This window comes from Micromonospora sp. GCM10011542, from assembly GCF_042650685.1.
Taxonomy (GTDB): Bacteria; Actinomycetota; Actinomycetes; order Mycobacteriales; family Micromonosporaceae; genus Micromonospora.
The window spans coordinates 429,797-447,199 of the sequence record NZ_JBHSBO010000058.1 but is presented as its reverse complement, the minus strand read 5'-3'; the positions used below and the strand labels follow the sequence as shown (position 1 = coordinate 447,199).

Here is a 17,403-nt window from a genome sequence, read left to right as displayed (position 1 = left end):
GCGTCCGGCCCGGCCGGGTCAGCACTTGACGGCGGCCAGCAGTCCGTGCCCGACGGGGAGCAGCGCCGGGATCCAGTGCTCCGACTCGCGGATCGCCTTGATCGTCTCGCGGACGGTCACCGTCTCCGCGTCCCGGGCGGCCGGGTCGCCGATCCGGCCGCCGGCCAGCGTGCCGTTGAGCGCCAGCACGCCCCCGGGGCGCAGCAGCCGCAGCGCCGCGTCCACGCAGGCGTGGAAGCCGGTCGCCTCGGCGTCCACGAAGACCAGGTCGTAAGCGCCGTCGGCGAGTCGGGGCAGCACGTCCAGCGCGCGGCCCGTGATGATCCGGGTGCGACCGGCGGCGAAGCCGGCCTCGGCGAAGATCCGTCGGGCGATCCGCTGGTGCTCCACCTCGACGTCGATGGTGGTGAGGACGCCGTCGGCGCGCATCCCGCGCAGCAGCCAGACGCCGCTCACCCCGGTGCCGGTGCCGATCTCCACCACCGCCCGGGCGCTGCCGGCGGCGGCCAGCAGCCGCAGCGCCGCCCCCGCGCCGGGGGTGACGGCGTCCAGCCCCACCTCGTGGGCGAGACTGCGGGCCGTGCGCAGGACGAGATCCTCGTTGACGTACGACTCGGCGAACTGCAGAGCCTGGGTCGTCGAACTGCCGGAACCGGCGACCGTGGCGATGGGGCACCTCCGGGCGGTGCGTGGTGCGGGGGGCGGGTTGGCACTGTGAGCGTAGAGGCGTCGGTCGGCGGGCGCAGCCGCGCCTCCGCCCTTCGCGATCACCGGGGGCAACCGCTGACTCCACTACGGGCATCCGTGCAATCCTGGAAGCGGTATCCCGTCCGCCGCGACCGGGCCGGCACGTGGCCGGGTGATGCGGGACGGGATCCGGGGACGGACTGGGAGGCACCGACGTGACCGACGGCTGGGACTGGCGCCGGGCCGGTGAGGCTGCGGCTCCGGCGGGACCGCCGGGGGACGGGACCCCGCCGACGGGGTCGCCGACCACGCCGGGGGCCGGCACCCCGCCCGCGGCGTCGCCGAGCGGGCCGTGGAGCGCACCCGCGGCACCGTCGAGCAGGCCCGCCCCCTCAGGTCCGTCGCCCTGGTGGTCGGACGCGCTCGCCGACCCGTGGCGGGACCCGGCGGCACCGGCCGCGGTGGTCGTCCCGGCGGTGGCCGAGGCCGGTACGGAGCCCGAGCCGGTCACCGACCCGGACGCGCCCGGCCGGCCGACGCTGCGCCAACTGCTGCTCATCCCGGTGATCACCGCGCTGCTGGCCGGCACCCTCGGCGGTGCGTTGGGCTACGCGTTCGCGGTACGCGGTGGGGCCGTGGGTACGGTGCTCGGCGCCGAGCCGCCCCAGGCGCCCGCGCTGGCCCAGCGCAAGCCCGAGTCGCTGGCCGGCGTGGCCGAACGGGTCCTGCCCAGCGTGGTCACCGTGCGGGTGGCCAGCCTCGGCGGCACGAGCGAGGGCTCCGGCTTCATCGCCAGCGCCGACGGTCATGTGATCACCAACGACCATGTGGTCGCGGGCGGCACCGGCAAGGCCTCGGTGGTCTTCAACGACGGCAGTTCCGCCCCGGCGACCGTGGTCGGTCAGGACCCGGAATCGGACATCGCGGTGATCAAGGTGGAACGCACCGGGCTGCGGCCGGTGGAGTTCGGCGACTCCGACGCGCTCGCGGTCGGCGACCCGGTGCTCGCGATGGGCTCGCCGCTGTCGCTGGCCAACACGGTCACCGCCGGCATCGTGAGCGCCCTGGACCGGACGATGCAGGCCGGCGAGCCGGGGGGCCCGGTGCGTTACTACGCGGCGATCCAGACCGACGCGGCGGTCAACCACGGCAACTCCGGCGGCCCCCTGGTGGACGGCTCCGGCCGGGTGGTGGGGGTCAACTCGACGATCAAGTCGCTGGTCGCCGACGGGCAGGAGGCGGGCAACATCGGCCTCGCGTTCGCCATTCCGATCAACCAGGCCAAGCGGGTGACCCAGGACATCATCGGCACCGGCAAGGCCCGGCGTACGGTGATCGGCGCCCAGGTCGGCGGCCCGGGTGCGGGCGTCGGTGGCGGCGTGCGACTCGGCGCGGTGGAGCCGTCCGGGCCGGCTGCCGACGCCGGGCTGAAGGCCGGCGACGTGGTCCTGAAGCTCAACGGCCGGCCGATGACCGAGCCGACGGACCTCATCGCCCTGGTGCGTAAGTTCGCCCCGGGTTCGGTGGTCACGGTCGAGTACCGGCGCGGCGCCACCCGGCAGAACACCTCGGTGACCCTGGCGGCGGACGCGAAGTGAGGACCGGGTCACCCCCTCCCCGATCGGCGTCCGACGTGCGTAGTCTTGCTGCTGACGCCGATAGGAGGCCTGCGGGATGCTCGAAAACCTGAACGTGTGGGAGATCGGTGCGCTGCTGCTCCTGGCGCTGTTGATCTTCGGTGACCGGCTGCCGGCGGTCATCACCGACGGCCTGCGCATGGTGCGCAACCTGCGGGCCATGGCTCGCAACGCCACCGGTGACCTGAGCCGTGAGCTGGGCACCGACATCCAGCTCGAGGATCTGCACCCCAAGGCGTTCATCCGCAAGCACCTCCTCAGCGAGGAGGACGAGGCGGCGATCCGCAAGCCGCTGCAGGGCGTCTACGACGACCTGCGCTCGGACGTCACCGGCGTGCACAACGAGCTGAAGGACGTTGCCAGCGCCGCCGACCCGCGGGCGAAGGGAACCCGGCCCGCCACGGCCACCGGCACCCCGTCGGCACCGGCCCCCCGGGCCAGCTACGACGACGCCACCTGACCGACCCGCACCCGCCCCGGGGCCGACTCGCGTCCGCCCGGTGCGCTCTTCGGAGCTTGCGCGTGATCAACTCGACTTCAAGGAAACCGGTCTGTCGATCGGCGCGGGACACCGCGACTTCCTTGATAGCGAGTTGATCAAGCCGGTCCACTCCCCGGCGAACCCATTCCCAGGCCGTCGGCCGTGCCCGAGGTACGGCTCAGCCCGCCGGTCGAGGGACCGGCGGGCTGGCGGTGGAACGGCGCCTCAGCGCCCGGCGGGCTTGAGGCCGAGCGGCTTGCCCAGCAGCGACTCGCGGCGCAGCGCCAGGCGGTCGGCGATGCTGCCCAGCGCCTGCGCGGCCGGCGACTCCGGCTCGGCGAGCACGATCGGGTTGCCGGCGTCGCCGGCCTCGCGTACCCGGGTGTCCAGTGGGATCTGCCCGAGCAGCGGCACCTGAGCGCCGATCGTCCGGCTCAGCGACTCGGCGACCGTCGCGCCGCCGCCGGCGCCGAAGATCTCCATTCGGGAGCCGTCCGGCAGTTCCAGCCAGGACATGTTCTCGATGACGCCGACCACCCGCTGGTGGGTCTGCAGCGCGATCGCACCGGCCCGCTCGGCCACCTCGGCGGCGGCGGCCTGCGGGGTGGTGACCACCAGGATCTCCGAGTTGGGCAGCAACTGGGCCAGGGAGATGGCCACGTCGCCGGTGCCCGGGGGCAGGTCGAGCAGGAGCACGTCCAGGTCGCCCCAGTAGACGTCGGCGAGGAACTGCTGCAACGCCCGGTGCAGCATCGGGCCACGCCAGACCACGGCCGCGTTGCCCGAGGTGAACATGCCGATCGAGATGACCTTCACGCCGTGCGACTGCGGCGGCATGATCATGTCCTCGACGCGGGTGGGCCGGGCGTCCGCGCCCAGCATCCGGGGCACCGAGTGGCCGTAGATGTCCGCGTCCACCACGCCGACGGAGAGCCCGCGGGCGGCGAGCGCGGCCGCGAGGTTGACCGTCACGCTGGACTTGCCGACGCCACCCTTGCCGCTGGCCACCGCGTACACCCGGGTGCGGGAGCCGGGCTGGGCGAACGGGATCACCGGCTCCTCGGAGGCGCCCCCGCCACGCAGCTTCGTCTGCAGCGACTGGCGCTGCTCGGTGCTCATCACGCCGAACTCGATCTCGACGCCGCTCACGCCGGGCACCGCGCCGACCGCCGCCGTGATGTCCCTGTTCAGGGTGTCCCGCATCGGGCAACCGGCGACGGTGAGCAGCAGGCCGACCCGTACGACGCCGTCGGCGCCGACCGTGGCGGAGCTGACCATGCCGAGCTCGGTGATGGGCCGGCGGATCTCCGGGTCGTTGACGGTGGCCAGGGCGGCCTGGATCGCGTCCTCGACGGTGCTGACGGGTGCAGACATGCCCGCAATGCTACGTCGGTGGGTATCCGCGTCGGCCGTTGACGGGTGCCGGTGTGAGCGAATCGATGACCGCTGTGGCAAAGGCTCAGCCGTCCGGTGGGCGGCCTGCGGCGCCGTCCGGGCGGCGGTCGCGGGCGAAGTCGCCGTCCACCTCGTCCCGGGGTTCGTCCAGCCTCTCACCGCCGGGTTCGTCCAGCCTCTCACCGCCGGTCGCCCGGGGAGTGCCCCGCTCCTGCTGGCGGCGTTCCAGCCGCTGCCGGCGCTGCCCCGCCTCGTCCAGTTCCTCGGCCAGCCGGGTCAGCTCGGAGCGGAGGAAGTCGCGGGTGGCCACCTCGCCGAGCGCGATCCGCAGCGCGGCGATCTCCCGGGCCAGGTACTCGGTGTCCGCCTTCTGCGCGGTGGCTCGCCGCCGGTCCTCCTCCAGCGCGACCCGGTCCCGGTCGGCCTGCCGGTTCTGGGCCAGCAGGATCAGCGGCGCCGCGTAGCTGGCCTGCAACGACAGCACCAGCGTGAGGAACGTGAAGGTGTACGGGTCGAAGCGCAGGTTCGCCGGCGCAAGGGTGTTCCAGCCGAACCAGAGCGCGATCACCACCGTCATGTAGACGATGAAGTTCGCCGTACCCATGCTCCGGGCGATCCCCTCGGACCACCGGCCGAACGCCTCCGGGTCGAACCGCGGCAGCTTGAGACTGCGGGGCTCGCGCGGCTGGTCCAGCCGTTCGGCCCTGCGCTGGTCAGCCATCCGCGCCGTCCGGCGCCGGGCCGGTGGCGCCCGGGGCGCCCATGGCGTCCCGGTCCCGCCAGTCCCGGGGCAGCGAGTGGTCCAGTACGTCGTCGACGGTGACGGCGCCGACCAGCCGGTTGTTCCGGTCGATCACCGGCATGGCGACCAGGTCGTAGGTGGCCATCCGGCGAGTGATCTCCGGCAGCGGGGTGGTCGGGCGCAGGGGGTCGATGTCGTTGACCACCACCTTGCCGAGCAGGTCGGCCGGCGGTTCGCGCAGCAGCGCCTGGAAGTGCACCATGCCCAGGTAGCGGCCGGTGGGCGTGTTCTGCGGTGCCCGGGTCACGAAGACCTGGGCCGCCACGGCGGGGGAGAGCTGCGGTTCCCGGATCCGGGCGAGCGCCTCCGCCACGGTGGCGTCCGGCGGCAGGATGACCGGCTCCGAGGTCATCACGCTGCCCGCGGTGCCGGGGGTGTACTTGAGCAGTTGGCGCACCGGGTCGGCCTCGTCCGGCTCCATCAGGTCCAGCAGCACGTCCTGCTCCGGCGGCGGCAGCTCGTTGAGCAGGTCCGCCGCGTCGTCCGGGTCCATCTCCTCCAGCACGTCGGCGGCCCGCTCCCGGTCCAGCGCGGCGAGGATCTCCACCTGGTCGTGCTCGGGCAGCTCGCTGAGCACGTCCGCCAGCCGCTCGTCGTCCAGCGCCGCGGCCACCTCGTTGCGCCGCAGGTCGGGCAGGTCCTGCAGGGCGTTGGCCAGGTCGGCCGGGCGCATGTCCTCGAGGACGGCGAGCAGGTTCGCCGTACCCCGGGTGTCGGCGATGCCGCTGAGCCCGCGCACCCGGTCCCACTCCACCTGGTGCAGGTGGCCCCGGCGGGTGAGCCGGTTGGCCTGCTCCCGGACCGCGACCCGGCTCAGCGACCACTCGCCGCCCCGGCTGCACTCCATCGCCACGTCGACCACCGTGCCGGGCTGACCGCCCGGGTCCAGCTGCACCCGCCGGTCCAGCAGCTCCTGGAGCACCAGCAGCTCGTTCGGGCGCTTCTCGAAGCGACGCAGGTTGAGCGTGCCGGAGCCGAGCACCACCGCGTCGGCGTCGATGGAGGTGATCCGGTTGATGGAGAGGAAGATCCGCCGGCGCATCGGCATCTCGGCGACCAGCCCCACCACCTCGGGGGGACGTTTGGTCGCCCGCAGCCGCGCCACGGCGTCGCGGACCCGCCCCACCTGGTCGCCGTTCGGATCGAAGACGGCGACTCCGGCGAGACGGGCGATGTAGACCCGGGTCGGCGTGCTCACGGGCACCAGCCTAAGCGCCTAGTGTTTATCAACATGTCGACCTTGGCCTACGAGATCGTGGACGTCTTCACCGACCGCCCGTTCGCCGGCAACCCGCTGGCCGTGGTGTTCGGCGCCGAGGCGCTCGCCACCGAGCAGATGCAGGCGCTCGCGCTGGAGTTCAACCTGTCCGAGACGGTGTTCGTGCTGCCCCCGACGCAGGTCGGCGCGACCTACCGGGCCCGGATTTTCACGCCGGTCGAGGAGTTGCCGTTCGCCGGCCACCCCAGCGTCGGGGCGGCGGTGACCGCCAGCCGCCGGGGGATGTTCGGTGTGGGGCTGGTCACCCAGGAGTGCGGAGCCGGGGTGCTGCCGGTCGAGGTGACCGCCTCCGGCGCCACGCTGACCGGCGGCAGCCCCACGCTCGGCCCGGAACTGGACCCGGAGCCGCTGCTGGAGATCGCCGGGCTCGGTGCGGCCGATCACGCCGGGCCGGCGCCGCGGGTGGCCGGCTGCGGGTTGGAGTTCCCGTACCTGCCGGTCCACCCGGAGGCGGTGGCCCGGGCCCGGGTGAACCCGGCGGCGGCGGAGCGGTACGGGGTGGGGCACGTGAGCGTCTTCTCCTGGGACGCCGCCGCGCAAACCGCGCACGCCCGGGTCTTCGTGCCGGGCGTCGGCGTACCGGAGGATCCGGCCACCGGCTCGGCGGCGCTCGGTCTCGGCGTCTGGCTGGTCGCCTCCGGTCTGCTGCCTGGTGAGGGGCGGTCCGACTACGCGGTGCGCCAGGGTGTGGAGATGAACCGTCCGTCCGCGCTGACCTGCACGGTCACGGCGGTGCAGGGCGTGGCGGTCGGCGCCACGGTGTCCGGGCAGGTGGTGCCGGTGGCCCGGGGTGAGATCGCCGTGCCACCCTTCGTCGGCTGACCGGTGCGCGGGTGCGGGAGGATGCGGGTGTGACGGACGACGACACTCCGGCCGGTACGCCGCTGGTCGACGAGGCGATGAAGAAGGCCGCGGTGGCCTGGGTCAGCGTGTCCGGTGGGCCGGCCCTCGCACTCTGGTGCGCCCCGCTCGACAGCGCGCTCTACGTGGTCAGCGGGCCGGGCGAGCAGGCGGCGCCGGGCCTGGCCGACGCGAGCGAGGCGCAGGTCAGCCTGCGCGGCGACCACGGCGGGCGGATCGTCACCTGGCCGGCGCGGGTGAGCCGGGTCCGGCCGGGCACCGAGGAGTGGGAGACCACCGCGCCGCTGGTGGCCGGGAAGCGGCTGAACGCGCCCGGCCCGACCGCCGACCTGGTCGCCCGGTGGGTCGCCGACGGTTGCGCGGTGAACCGGCTCACCCCGGCCGGCGAACCGGTCGCCGGTGCCGCGCTGCCCTCCGATGCACAGGCGGAGTCGCCCCGGGAGACCCCGGCCGTCCGGGCCACCCGCAAGCCGTTCCGCCTGCACCGCGTCCGCCGCCGCTGACCCGGCGCGTGGTCAGGGTGCGACGACGCCGGTGGCCACGACAGCGGTGTCGACCAGCTTGAGCACCTCGCGCAGCGTGCCGAGCACCCGGCCGCGCCACGCCACGTCGGCGTTGAAGACCATGTGCCCACCGAGGTCCGGCGCGGCCAGTCGAACCGCGCTCATCCCGGCCCGCTCGGCCCCGGTCAGCTCCTGGCTGCCGCCGTCGCCCACGTAGAGGCAGTCCTGCGGGGCGAGCTCCAGCCGCTGACAGGCGGCCAGGTAGAGCGCTGGGTCCGGCTTGCAGCATCCGAGCTGCACCGAGTAGACCCGCACGTCGAGCAGCGGGGCGACCGCGAGCTGCGGCAGGAAGGCCGGCAGTTCGTGCGTACAGTCGCTGATCAACCCGGTGCGCAGCCCGCGCTGGCGCAGCGCGGCCAGCACCGGCACCGCGTCGGCCCGCAACCGGGTGTCCGCGCGGACCGCACGGTGCCGGGAGGCCACCGCCGCGCGCACGGCACGATCACTGGGGTGTACGCCGGCCTGCGCGCACACCCAGCGCAGGGTCGCCTCCGCGCTGCCGAGCCGACCGGTGGCGCGCTGGTAGAAGGTCCGGTCCAGTACGTCGGTCAGCGTGTCGGTGGAGCAGCCGAGCAGGTCGGCGGTGGTCTGGTGCGCGGCACCCCGCTGCACCGAGCGGGTCAGCGTGCCGAAGAAGTCGAACAGCACCGCCTGGTAGCGGGACATGAGGGAGCGCCTCCGGGCAGTCGAGGGGCGGCGGCGCGGACGGACATGATCGTAACGGAGCGCTGACGGTCCGTGGTGGTCGCGTTCGTGTGAGGATTGCTTCCCGTGTCTCCACCTTCCCACCGCCCGCCGCTGGACCCGCTGACCACCGGCGCGGTCGCGCTGGCCGTCGTCGCCGTCTCGTCGTCCGCGCCGCTGATCGCGTTCGCCGCCGCCCCCGCTCTGGCGATCGCGTTCTGGCGCAACCTGCTCGCGGTCGCCGTGCTGGGCCCGTTCTCGCTGGCCCGGCGCCGCGCCGAGTTCCGCGCCCTGACCACGGGAGCGGGCCGGCGGGAGGGGCTCTTCTGCGTGTTCTCCGGCGTCGCGCTGGCCGCGCACTTCGCCACCTGGATGCCCAGTGCCCAGCTCACCTCGGTGGCCGCCGCCACCGCGCTGGGCGCCACCCAGCCGGTCTGGCAGGGGCTGATCGCCAGAGGTCAGGGCCGCCGGCTGCCCCCGGTGGTCTGGATCGGCATCGCGGTGGCGGTGGGCGGCGCGGTGATCGCGACCGGCGCGGACGTGGGCATCTCCGGCCGGGCCGTCGCCGGAGACCTGCTCGCGGTCGCCGGGGGCATGTTCGCGGCCGTCTACACCGCGTTCGGTGAGCGGGCCCGGGCCAGCATCAGCACCGCCACCTACACCACCATCTGCTACGGCGTCTGCGCGCTGATCCTGCTGGTGGTCTGCCTGCTCGGCGGGGTGCGGCTGACCGGGTTCGACGGGCACACCTGGCTGGCCATCCTGGCCCTGGTGGCGGGTGCCCAACTGCTCGGCCACTCGATGTTCAACTACGCCCTGCACCGGATCTCGGCGACCACGGTGAGCGTGCTGATCCTGCTGGAGGCGCCCGGCGCCGCCCTGCTCGGCTGGGTCTGGCTGGGCCAGCTGCCCCGCACGTACGCGCTGCCGGGGCTGGCGCTGCTGGTGGTCGGCGTGGCGGTGGTGGTGCTCGGTGGCGCCCGGGCCGGTCGCCGGGTCACGCCCACCCCGTTGCCGGCCGACCCGGCCCCGCTGGCCGACTGACGGCGGTTGGCGTGTCGGCGCCGGGCCAACGCGGACCGGCTAGACCTCGTGCACCTCGAGCACATGGGTATCGCTGCCCGCCTTCTCCGACCCGGCGGGAAACTCGACCAGCGCGACGAGCAGCAGCATGGCGGCCACTAGCCGGCGATGCCGACGGCCTTGGCGCTGGCGGTCCAGAGCCGCGCGGCGAGCTGCGGGTCGCTGGCCTTGCGCAGCGGTCGGCGGAGCCGACGGTTGTGGTAGTAGCCGCCGTCGACCAGCCGGGCCGGGGCCTGGTTGGCGAGCCAGACCAGGGTCTCCGCGCCCTTCTCCGGGCTGCGCAGCGGCAGGAACCGCATGCCGAGGGCGACCAACCGGCTGTCGTTGGCGAACCGGGTGCGCACCACCCCGGGGTGGAAGCAGTGCGCGGGGATGCCCGGCCAGCGGCGGGCCGCCTCGGCGGTGAACAGGATGTTCGCCTGCTTGCTGGTGCCGTACGCGACCATCGGCCGGTAGCGGCGCAGCGGCGCGTTGAGGTCGTCCGGGTCCAGCCTTCCGCTGCGGTGCGCGCCGGACGCGGTGACCACCAGCCGGCCGACCCGGTCGGCGAGCAGGTTGGTGAGCAGGAACGGGGCCAGGTGGTTGGCCTGGATCGACAGCTCGAAGCCGTCGACGGTGGTGAGCGGCTGGAGCGCGATCGCGCCGGCGTTGTTGGCCAGCACGTCGATCCGGTCGTACGCCGCCCGCAGTCGCTCGGCGAGCCGGCGCACGTCGTCCAGCACCGCGAAGTCGGCCCGGAACAGCTCCGGCCGCTCGCCCGAGTACTCCCGTACCCGTTCCGCCGCGGCCTGCAACCGGGCCGGGTCCCGCCCAACCAGTACCACCTGGTCACCACGGCACGCCAGGTCGACTGCGGCGGCCAGCCCGATGCCGGAGCTGGCCCCGGTCACCACCACCAGCCGACGCCCAGTGAGATCTTCCACAGGTCCATTCACCCCGGTCATGGCGCGAGGTTACCGTGACGTCACCACGCCCTTTGGGATCGTTAAGTTCTCAGATCTTTCGTCAGGTGGCGTCGGCGTGCCCGCCGGACGCTGGAAGGAGCGCATCCATGGCCGCTGTCGGTCGCCCCCGCCGGTCCTGCCTCGCCGTACCGGGTTCCAGCGTCAAGATGCTCGGCAAGGCCCAGGGCCTCCCGGCGGACCAGGTCTTCCTCGACCTGGAGGACGCGGTCGCCCCGCTGGCCAAGCCGGACGCCCGCAAGAACATCGTGGCCACCCTCAACGAGGGCGACTGGGCCGGCAAGACCCGGGTGGTCCGGGTCAACGACCTGACCACCCCGTGGACCTACCGGGACGTCATCGAGGTGGTCGAGGGCGCTGGCGCGAACCTGGACTGCATCATGCTGCCCAAGGTGCAGAACGCGGCCCAGGTGCAGTGGCTGGACCTGACCCTGACCCAGTTGGAGAAGACGCTCGGGCTGGAGGTCGGCCGCATCGGCATCGAGGCGCAGATCGAGAACGCCGCCGGACTGGTCAACGTGGACGCCATCGCCGCCGCCTCGCCCCGGGTGGAGACCATCATCTTCGGCCCGGCCGACCTCATGGCGTCGATCAACATGAAGTCGCTGGTGGTCGGCGCGCTGATCCCGGACTACCCCGGCGACCCGTACCACTACATCCTGATGCGGATCCTGATGGCCGCCCGGATGCACGACAAGCAGGCCATCGACGGGCCGTTCCTGCAGATCCGGGACGTCGACGCGTTCCGCGAGGTGGCCAAGCGCTCCGCCGCCCTGGGCTTCGACGGCAAGTGGGTGCTGCACCCCGGCCAGATCGACGCCGCGAACGAGGTCTACTCGCCGGCGCAGGCCGACTACGACCACGCCGAGCTGATTCTCGACGCGTACCAGCACTACACCTCGGAGGCGGGTGGCCGGCTCGGCGCGGTGATGCTCGGCGACGAGATGATCGACGAGGCGTCCCGCAAGATGGCGTTGGTGATCGCCGCGAAGGGCCGCGCCGCCGGGATGACCCGCACGTCGACCTTCACCCCGCCGGCGGAGTGAGCGGCCGGGCCGCCCCGGGGATCGTACCCGGGGCGGCCCGCCGAGTTCAGTTGGTGCCGCTGTCGTAGCTGGACGGGTCCTGGTTGGCCAGCCAGACGAAGAAGATCACCCAGGCGATGGTGGCCAGCACCGCCACGGCGGTGGCGATCCAGCCCACGATGATGCCGGCGGTGGCGAAGCCCTCGCCACTCTCGCCGCGCTCCCTGCTCTGCTTGCGGGACACGTGGCCGAGGATCGCGCCGATCACGCCGATGTAACCGCCGAGGCCGTAGCAGAGGAGGCCGACAGCGCCGATGATCGAGACGACCATCGCGGCGATGGCCAGGCCGTTCTGCTTCGGGGCGGGCGGGTACCCGTAGCCCGGGTAGCCGACCGGTGGTGGGTAGCCGGCCGGGGCGGCGTACGGGCCGGCCTGGGCCGGCACGGGTGGCGCCGCGCTTGCGTACGGGTTCGGTGCGTACGGGTCGGCCGGTGCGTACGGCTCGGTCGGTGAATACGTCGGCTGGGTGGGAACCGGTTGGCCGCTCACCGGGAGCGTCGGGTCGGCGAGGGGCTGTCCCGACCATGCCGGGTCTTGCCAGCCGCCGGGGGGCGGGGGTTGGGTCATGCGATCTCTCCGTCAGGTCGGTTGCGCGGTCAGGGTAGCCAGCGCGGCGCAAACCCGATGCCCCTGTCACCGGGTGCCGCGTTGCCCGGCCCGGTTCGAGCGGGCAGGATCTCGGCATGGCATTCGACGCGCGCGCCGCGGACCGTTCCGGCAGCCGACCGAGGCGGGACGCGAGCCGCCCGGGCCTGGCCCGGCGTAGCCGCGCCGCCGCGCCGGCCGGGACCGTCGGCCCGGACGAGCCGGTCCCGCTCGCCGAGCCGGTGACCATGCGGCTCGACGGGCGGGTCGCTCTGGTCACCGGGGCGGGCAGTCCGGACGGCATCGGGTACGCCACGGCACGTCGGCTCGCCGACCTGGGCGCCCGGGTGGCCATCGTCTCCACCACCCGCCGCATCCACGAGCGGGCCGGCGAGCTGGGGGTGACCGGCTTCGTCGCCGACCTGACCGACGAGTCCGAGGTCGGCGCGCTGGCCGACGCGGTCGCCGAGCAGTTGGGTGACGTCGAGGTGCTGGTCAACAACGCCGGCCTGGCGAGTCGGGCCAGCCCGGAGGTGCTGCGCCCGGTGGCCCAGTTGACCTACGACGAGTGGCGCGGCGAGATCGACCGCAACCTCACCACTGCGTTCCTGTGCAGCCGGGCGTTCATCAGCGGGATGGCCGAGCGGGGCTGGGGGCGCATCGTCAACCTGGCGGCCACCGCCGGGGCGGTAAACGCCCTGCCCACCGAGGCCGCGTACGCCGCGGCGAAGGCAGGGGTGGTCGGGCTGACCCGGGCGTTGGCGATGGAGATGATCGCCGACGGGGTGACCGTGAACGCCGTCGCGCCCGGCACCATCTACACCGCGGCGTCCACCATGGCCGAGATCAAGCAGGGGCTCGGCACCCCGGTCGGTCGGCCGGGCACCCCGGACGAGGTGGCCGCGGCGATCAGCTTCCTCTGTTCGCCGGCCGCCTCGTACATCACCGGACAGATGCTGGTGGTGGACGGCGGCAACAGCGTCCGCTAGGCGCAGTTCCGCTGAGGCGGGCGAGGGTCAGTAGCCGCCGCTGTCCCCGGTGGTGTTGCCGATGGCCACCAGGGCCAGCCAGCCGCAGCAGGCGAGCAGGGTGAGGCCGGTGAACACGTAGCCGAGGATCAGCCCCCAGGTGGCGAGCTGGTCGCCCTCCTCGCCGCTGGTGCGGATCTGCCGCTTGGCCAGGTGACCGAGGACGACTCCGGCCGGGGCGAAGACGAAGGCGAACACCAGCGACAGGATCGCCAGCACGTTGGTGCCCCGGCCCGGGCCGGACGGCGGTGGGCCGTACTGACCGTAGGGGCCCTGCGGGGCGTACGGCGGCTGCTGCCCCCAGTGCCCCTGCGGCTGCGACACCGGCTGCCCGTACGGCGACGGATCGTCCGCCGGAGGCCCGTACGGCGAGCGCTCCGGCGGTGGGCCGAAGGGTGACTGGTCCGGGGGCGGCCCGTACGGCGACTGGCCGGACGTCGGCCGCGCGTACGGTGACTGGTCCGGGGGTGGCTCGTAGGGCGACGGCGGCGGCTCGTCCCCCGGCGGTCCCGATGGCGGCGGATAGCTCACGGCCTTCCCCCTCCTGCCGGCGCCGGAAAAGTCCCTCTTGCCGGACGCTACCCGCAGCGGTGAACCTTTTCACAGCGGTTGTGTGGACTGGTCACCTTGGCCGCGCCCGCTCCCGAGGCCGATACTGACCGAGCGTTCAGTTACCCACGAGTAATGCGCCAACCCCCGGAGGCTGAGATGGCCAGACTCGCCCAGACGCCCGGCCTGACCGATGTGCAGCGGTCGATCCTGGAGACGGTCCGGGAGTTCGCCGACAAGGAGATCATCCCGCACGCCCAGCGGCTGGAGCACGCCGACGAGTACCCCACCGACATCCTCGACGGGATGCGCGAGATGGGCCTGTTCGGCCTCACCATCGATGAGGAGTACGGCGGTCTCGGCGAGTCCCTGCTGACCTACGCGCTCGTGGTGGAGCAGTTGTCCCGGGGCTGGATGTCGATCTCCGGCATCGTCAACACCCACTTCATCGTGGCGTACCTGATCTCCCAGCACGGCTCCGCCGAGCAGAAGGCCCGACTGCTGCCGAGGATGGCCACCGGCGAGGTGCGCGGCGCGTTCTCCATGTCCGAGCCGGAGACCGGCTCCGACGTCTCCGCGATCAAGTCCCGAGCGGTCCGCGACGGCGACCGCTACGTGCTCAACGGGCAGAAGATGTGGCTGACCAACGGCGCGTACTCGTCGGTGGTGGCCACCCTGGTCAAGACCGACACCGGCGCCGAGTCGGTGTACGGCAACATGAGCACCTTCCTGCTGGAGAAGGAGCCGGGCTTCGGCGAGACCGCCCCCGGGCTCACCATCCCCGGCAAGATCGAAAAAATGGGCTACAAGGGCGTCGAGACCACCGAGATGGTGCTCGACGGGGTCACCGTGCCCGACTCGGCCATCCTCGGCGGCGCCGACAAGGTCGGTCGCGGCTTCTACCAGATGATGGACGGCATCGAGGTCGGCCGGGTCAACGTGGCCGCCCGCGCCTGCGGCATCTCCATCCGTGCCTTCGAGTTGGCCGTGCAGTACGCCCAGCAGCGCCGGACCTTCGGCCAGCCGCTCGCGAAGCACCAGGCGATCGCCTTCAAGCTCGCCGAGATGGGTACGAAGATCGAGGCCGCCCACGCCCTCATGGTCAACGCCGCCCGACTCAAGGACGCCGGCCAGCGCAACGACGTCGAGGCCGGCATGGCCAAGCTGCTCGCCTCCGAGTACTGCGCCGAGGTCGTCCAGGAGGCGTTCCGCATCCACGGCGGCTACGGCTACTCCAAGGAGTACGAGATCGAGCGGCTGATGCGGGAGGCCCCGTTCCTGCTCATCGGCGAGGGCACCTCGGAGATCCAGAAGACCATCATCAGCCGCGGCCTGCTCAAGGAGTACAAGCTCTGACGGCCGGGACAGCGGAGGGGGCGGCCGCGCCGTACGGTACGCCCCGTGCCGATCCCACACCGCCGCCTCGCGCTCACGACGCTCGTGCTGGTGCTCGTACCGTGGTCGCTGCTCCGAGTGCTCGCCGGGCTGCTCCCGCTGCCCGGCGTCGACCCGGAGCGGGTGGTCAACGGAATGCTCGTCCCGCCGGCCGGCGTCGTCGGCGCTCTCCTCGAGCCCGTCGTGTGGGCCTGGGCGGTGACCGCCGCGGTCGCCGCCATGGCACCCCTCGACCGTCCGCTACGCCGCGCGTTCCGGGCCCTCCCCACGGTCTGCGCCGCTCTGCTCGCCGGGGTAGGGACACTGCTCGTCGCGTTTCTCCTGCTCGGGATGGTGCTGCCCGCCGCCGAGGAACTGGTCTGGGTGGTGGCCGCGCTGCTCGCCCTGCCGGTCGCCGCGCTCCTGGTCCGCTTCGCGCTCGTGCTGCCGATTGCGGTGCTGGACGGCCGGCGCGGCAGGGAGGCGTTCCGGGCTTCCTTCGTGGGCGTACGCGGCAACGCGCTGGGCCTCGGTGTTGCACTCCTGTTCGGCGTCGCGGCACCGGCTCTGCTCCACGGCTGGGCCTTCGCCCGCCTCGAGGAGCAGGTGACCGACCACCTCCTGGGCGTCCTGGCCTGGTTGTTGCGGGACGCGACCCTCGTCGCCGTCGTGGCCCTCCAGGCGTCGACCCTCCTCGTGGCCCATCGCAACCTGGCCGGCCGGTCGTTGCCGTCGGCCCCCAGCCCCGAGGAGCCGGCGCCCGCGGCCGATGGGCTTACCCGGCGGCTCGGTCGACTCACCGTTCCACTGGGACTCGCTGCCGTCCTGCTGCCCGCCGGTCTGGTCGGCGGCGTCGTCGCCGCGGAACGACTGCCCGAGGTCACTGTGAACACGTCCGACCGGGCGCATCGGATGATCGCGGTGGGCTGGCCGGCGGGACGCGGGCCGATCCTCGTCGGGCAGAGCTGGTTCGACGACTGCCTCGACGACACGTGCCGGACCCGCCGCCGCACCGACCTGTCCGTGATGATGTACGAACCGTACGGGGGAGCGGCGTTCGGAGCGGACGGCTCCGTCTACGCCCTCGGCCAGCACGAGCTGGAGCAGTGCGACGTCCAGCGGATCTGCCGGCGGGGCGAGGGCGGGCTGGCGGTGCTGCGCGGAACTCAAGCGGCGGCGATCACCCTGGCCCCCGCCGGAGAGATCCTGCTCGCCAGCGCCATGGAGATCAAGCCCGCAGCCCCGACCCCCGACCACGCCCGCCATGTCGAGCTGAAGCTCATCCGCTGCCCCGACGTCTTCTGCGTGAACCCCCGGGTCGCCAGCCTCGGCCTGGTGGCCGGTTCGCTCAGCGACCGGGACGGCTCCCGCCCCACCAGGCTGGTGGTCCGGATCGACGAGAACGGCCGGCCGGTGGTCGTCTTCCGCTCCCCGTCTACGGGTGCGGTCTCCGTGGGCTGGTGCGCCACCCTGGCGTGCGCGCGACCCGAGATCGCGCCGCTCGAGGGTCCAGGACCCCTGGGCATGCCGACGCCCGAGGACCTCGCACTGCTGGACCTCGGTGACGTTCTGGACTGCCGGACCGGCCACGGGTGCGACGACGTCCAGCCGCTGGCCACCGTTCACCGGCCCCGGGGCGGTGTCTGGGACGTGGTGGTCGAGCCTGTCCGCCCGGAAGGCCTCTACCTCCGGGTGGGTTCCGACCCCTGGCCAGGCCGCGCCACGCTGCGGATCTGCGCCGACCGGTCCTGCCGGGAGCCGGAAGGGATCCCGCTCGTCGAGGTGCCCCCGGTCCAGACCGTGTGGAGCGACCGGCCGGCCCGCGAGCGCTGGCTGATGGCGGTCGACGGCGACGACCGAATGGTGGTGACCGACCCTTACGGCCAGCGCGTCGTGGTGGTGATCCGGCCCTGAGCGGAGGTCAGCCGAGTCGGGTCAAGGCGCCCACGGCGCGCTCGACGGCGAGGCAGTGGTCCTCGACGTAGTCCATCCCCGCCGCCTCGGCGATCCGCCGCGCCTCGGCCGAGACGATGTCCTGCTGCAACCAGACCGCCGGGGCGCCGATCGCCGCCGCGTCCCGGACCACCTGCACGGCGTCGGCCGCCGGCCGGAACACGTTCACCAGGTCGACGGGGTGCGGGATGTCGGCCAGCGTCGGGTACGCCCGCTCGCCGAACAGCTCGTCGACGTACGGGTTGACCGGGATGATCCGCCAGCCGTGCCGCTGCATCTGCAACGGCACGCTGTGCGCGGACTTGTCCGGGTCACGTGACGCGCCCACGACGGCGATCACGGCGGCTTCGGAGAGGATCTGCTGAGCGGTACGCACCCGCCGACTGTAACGCCG

At 73.2% G+C, this 17,403-nt stretch carries 18 protein-coding genes; 9 read left to right on the top strand and 9 right to left on the bottom strand.

Translation table 11 applies throughout. The features are described 5' to 3' along the window. Nucleotides 1–18 precede the first annotated feature (18 nt). On the bottom strand, nt 19–627 hold the full coding sequence (locus ACFOW4_RS22855; protein WP_377531717.1) for an O-methyltransferase: 609 nt from the start codon (nt 625–627) through the stop codon (nt 19–21). Between the two features lie 260 nt (nt 628–887). Here ACFOW4_RS22855 and ACFOW4_RS22850 point away from each other — a divergent pair, with 260 nt between their 5' ends. Beyond that, the gene (locus tag ACFOW4_RS22850; protein WP_377531716.1) at nt 888–2,285 is read left to right on the top strand and encodes a S1C family serine protease; all 1,398 of its coding nucleotides are present in this window, start codon (nt 888–890) and stop codon (nt 2,283–2,285) included. Between the two features lie 76 nt (nt 2,286–2,361). Continuing rightward, the gene (locus ACFOW4_RS22845; protein ID WP_377530974.1) at nt 2,362–2,784 is read left to right on the top strand and encodes a preprotein translocase subunit TatB; all 423 of its coding nucleotides are present in this window, start codon (nt 2,362–2,364) and stop codon (nt 2,782–2,784) included. Nucleotides 2,785–3,030: 246 nt separating this feature from the next. On the opposite strand, the gene ACFOW4_RS22840 is transcribed toward ACFOW4_RS22845, so the two are convergent. From ACFOW4_RS22840 to ACFOW4_RS22830, 3 genes are all read right to left on the bottom strand, one after another. Then, complete coding sequence (locus tag ACFOW4_RS22840) at nt 3,031–4,179, bottom strand: Mrp/NBP35 family ATP-binding protein (RefSeq protein ID WP_377530972.1); 1,149 nt, start codon at nt 4,177–4,179, stop codon at nt 3,031–3,033. 85 nt (nt 4,180–4,264) lie between these two features. Further along, nucleotides 4,265–4,921 carry a DUF1003 domain-containing protein gene (locus tag ACFOW4_RS22835; RefSeq protein WP_377530971.1) on the bottom strand — a complete coding sequence of 219 codons (657 nt, stop codon included), beginning with the start codon at nt 4,919–4,921 and terminating at the stop codon, nt 4,265–4,267. Then, the gene (locus tag ACFOW4_RS22830) at nt 4,914–6,200 is read right to left on the bottom strand and encodes a magnesium transporter MgtE N-terminal domain-containing protein (protein ID WP_377530968.1); all 1,287 of its coding nucleotides are present in this window, start codon (nt 6,198–6,200) and stop codon (nt 4,914–4,916) included. The genes ACFOW4_RS22835 and ACFOW4_RS22830 overlap by 8 nt, the downstream gene beginning before the upstream one ends. 33 nt (nt 6,201–6,233) lie before the next feature. Between ACFOW4_RS22830 and ACFOW4_RS22825 the strand changes: the two genes are divergently transcribed. Further along, the gene (locus tag ACFOW4_RS22825; RefSeq protein ID WP_377530965.1) at nt 6,234–7,103 is read left to right on the top strand and encodes a PhzF family phenazine biosynthesis protein; all 870 of its coding nucleotides are present in this window, start codon (nt 6,234–6,236) and stop codon (nt 7,101–7,103) included. Nucleotides 7,104–7,180: 77 nt separating this feature from the next. Next, the gene (locus tag ACFOW4_RS22820) at nt 7,181–7,645 is read left to right on the top strand and encodes a hypothetical protein (RefSeq protein WP_377531713.1); all 465 of its coding nucleotides are present in this window, start codon (nt 7,181–7,183) and stop codon (nt 7,643–7,645) included. A 12-nt stretch (nt 7,646–7,657) separates the two neighbouring features. Here the strand turns inward: ACFOW4_RS22820 and ACFOW4_RS22815 are convergent, their stop codons facing one another. Next, nucleotides 7,658–8,371, bottom strand: a complete 714-nt coding sequence (locus tag ACFOW4_RS22815; protein ID WP_377530963.1) for an HAD family hydrolase — start codon at nt 8,369–8,371, stop codon at nt 7,658–7,660. Nucleotides 8,372–8,467: 96 nt separating this feature from the next. On the opposite strand from ACFOW4_RS22815, the gene ACFOW4_RS22810 reads away from it, so the two are divergent. After that, nucleotides 8,468–9,433 carry a DMT family transporter gene (locus tag ACFOW4_RS22810; protein WP_377530960.1) on the top strand — a complete coding sequence of 322 codons (966 nt, stop codon included), beginning with the start codon at nt 8,468–8,470 and terminating at the stop codon, nt 9,431–9,433. A gap of 137 nt (nt 9,434–9,570) precedes the next feature. Here ACFOW4_RS22810 and ACFOW4_RS22805 read toward each other — a convergent pair whose 3' ends face one another. Next, nucleotides 9,571–10,395, bottom strand: coding sequence for an SDR family NAD(P)-dependent oxidoreductase (locus ACFOW4_RS22805; protein WP_377530958.1), 825 nt, complete (start codon nt 10,393–10,395; stop codon nt 9,571–9,573). Between the two features lie 128 nt (nt 10,396–10,523). On the opposite strand from ACFOW4_RS22805, the gene ACFOW4_RS22800 reads away from it, so the two are divergent. Next, nucleotides 10,524–11,480 (top strand): HpcH/HpaI aldolase/citrate lyase family protein, encoded by a 957-nt coding sequence (locus ACFOW4_RS22800; RefSeq protein ID WP_377530955.1) that lies wholly within the window; start codon nt 10,524–10,526, stop codon nt 11,478–11,480. A gap of 46 nt (nt 11,481–11,526) precedes the next feature. On the opposite strand, the gene ACFOW4_RS22795 is transcribed toward ACFOW4_RS22800, so the two are convergent. Beyond that, nucleotides 11,527–12,087, bottom strand: coding sequence for a DUF4190 domain-containing protein (locus ACFOW4_RS22795; RefSeq protein WP_377530953.1), 561 nt, complete (start codon nt 12,085–12,087; stop codon nt 11,527–11,529). Nucleotides 12,088–12,272: 185 nt separating this feature from the next. On the opposite strand from ACFOW4_RS22795, the gene ACFOW4_RS22790 reads away from it, so the two are divergent. Next, complete coding sequence (locus tag ACFOW4_RS22790; protein WP_377531712.1) at nt 12,273–13,094, top strand: SDR family NAD(P)-dependent oxidoreductase; 822 nt, start codon at nt 12,273–12,275, stop codon at nt 13,092–13,094. Nucleotides 13,095–13,121: 27 nt separating this feature from the next. Here the strand turns inward: ACFOW4_RS22790 and ACFOW4_RS22785 are convergent, their stop codons facing one another. Beyond that, nucleotides 13,122–13,457 carry a DUF4190 domain-containing protein gene (locus ACFOW4_RS22785; RefSeq protein ID WP_377530950.1) on the bottom strand — a complete coding sequence of 112 codons (336 nt, stop codon included), beginning with the start codon at nt 13,455–13,457 and terminating at the stop codon, nt 13,122–13,124. A gap of 384 nt (nt 13,458–13,841) precedes the next feature. Between ACFOW4_RS22785 and ACFOW4_RS22780 the strand changes: the two genes are divergently transcribed. Together ACFOW4_RS22780 and ACFOW4_RS22775 are read left to right on the top strand one after the other, a co-directional pair. Continuing rightward, complete coding sequence (locus ACFOW4_RS22780) at nt 13,842–15,038, top strand: acyl-CoA dehydrogenase family protein (RefSeq protein WP_377530948.1); 1,197 nt, start codon at nt 13,842–13,844, stop codon at nt 15,036–15,038. 45 nt (nt 15,039–15,083) lie between these two features. Beyond that, nucleotides 15,084–16,970 (top strand): hypothetical protein, encoded by a 1,887-nt coding sequence (locus tag ACFOW4_RS22775; RefSeq protein ID WP_377530946.1) that lies wholly within the window; start codon nt 15,084–15,086, stop codon nt 16,968–16,970. A 7-nt stretch (nt 16,971–16,977) separates the two neighbouring features. Here the strand turns inward: ACFOW4_RS22775 and ACFOW4_RS22770 are convergent, their stop codons facing one another. Further along, nucleotides 16,978–17,385, bottom strand: a complete 408-nt coding sequence (locus ACFOW4_RS22770; RefSeq protein WP_377530944.1) for a CoA-binding protein — start codon at nt 17,383–17,385, stop codon at nt 16,978–16,980. Nucleotides 17,386–17,403: the final 18 nt, after the last annotated feature.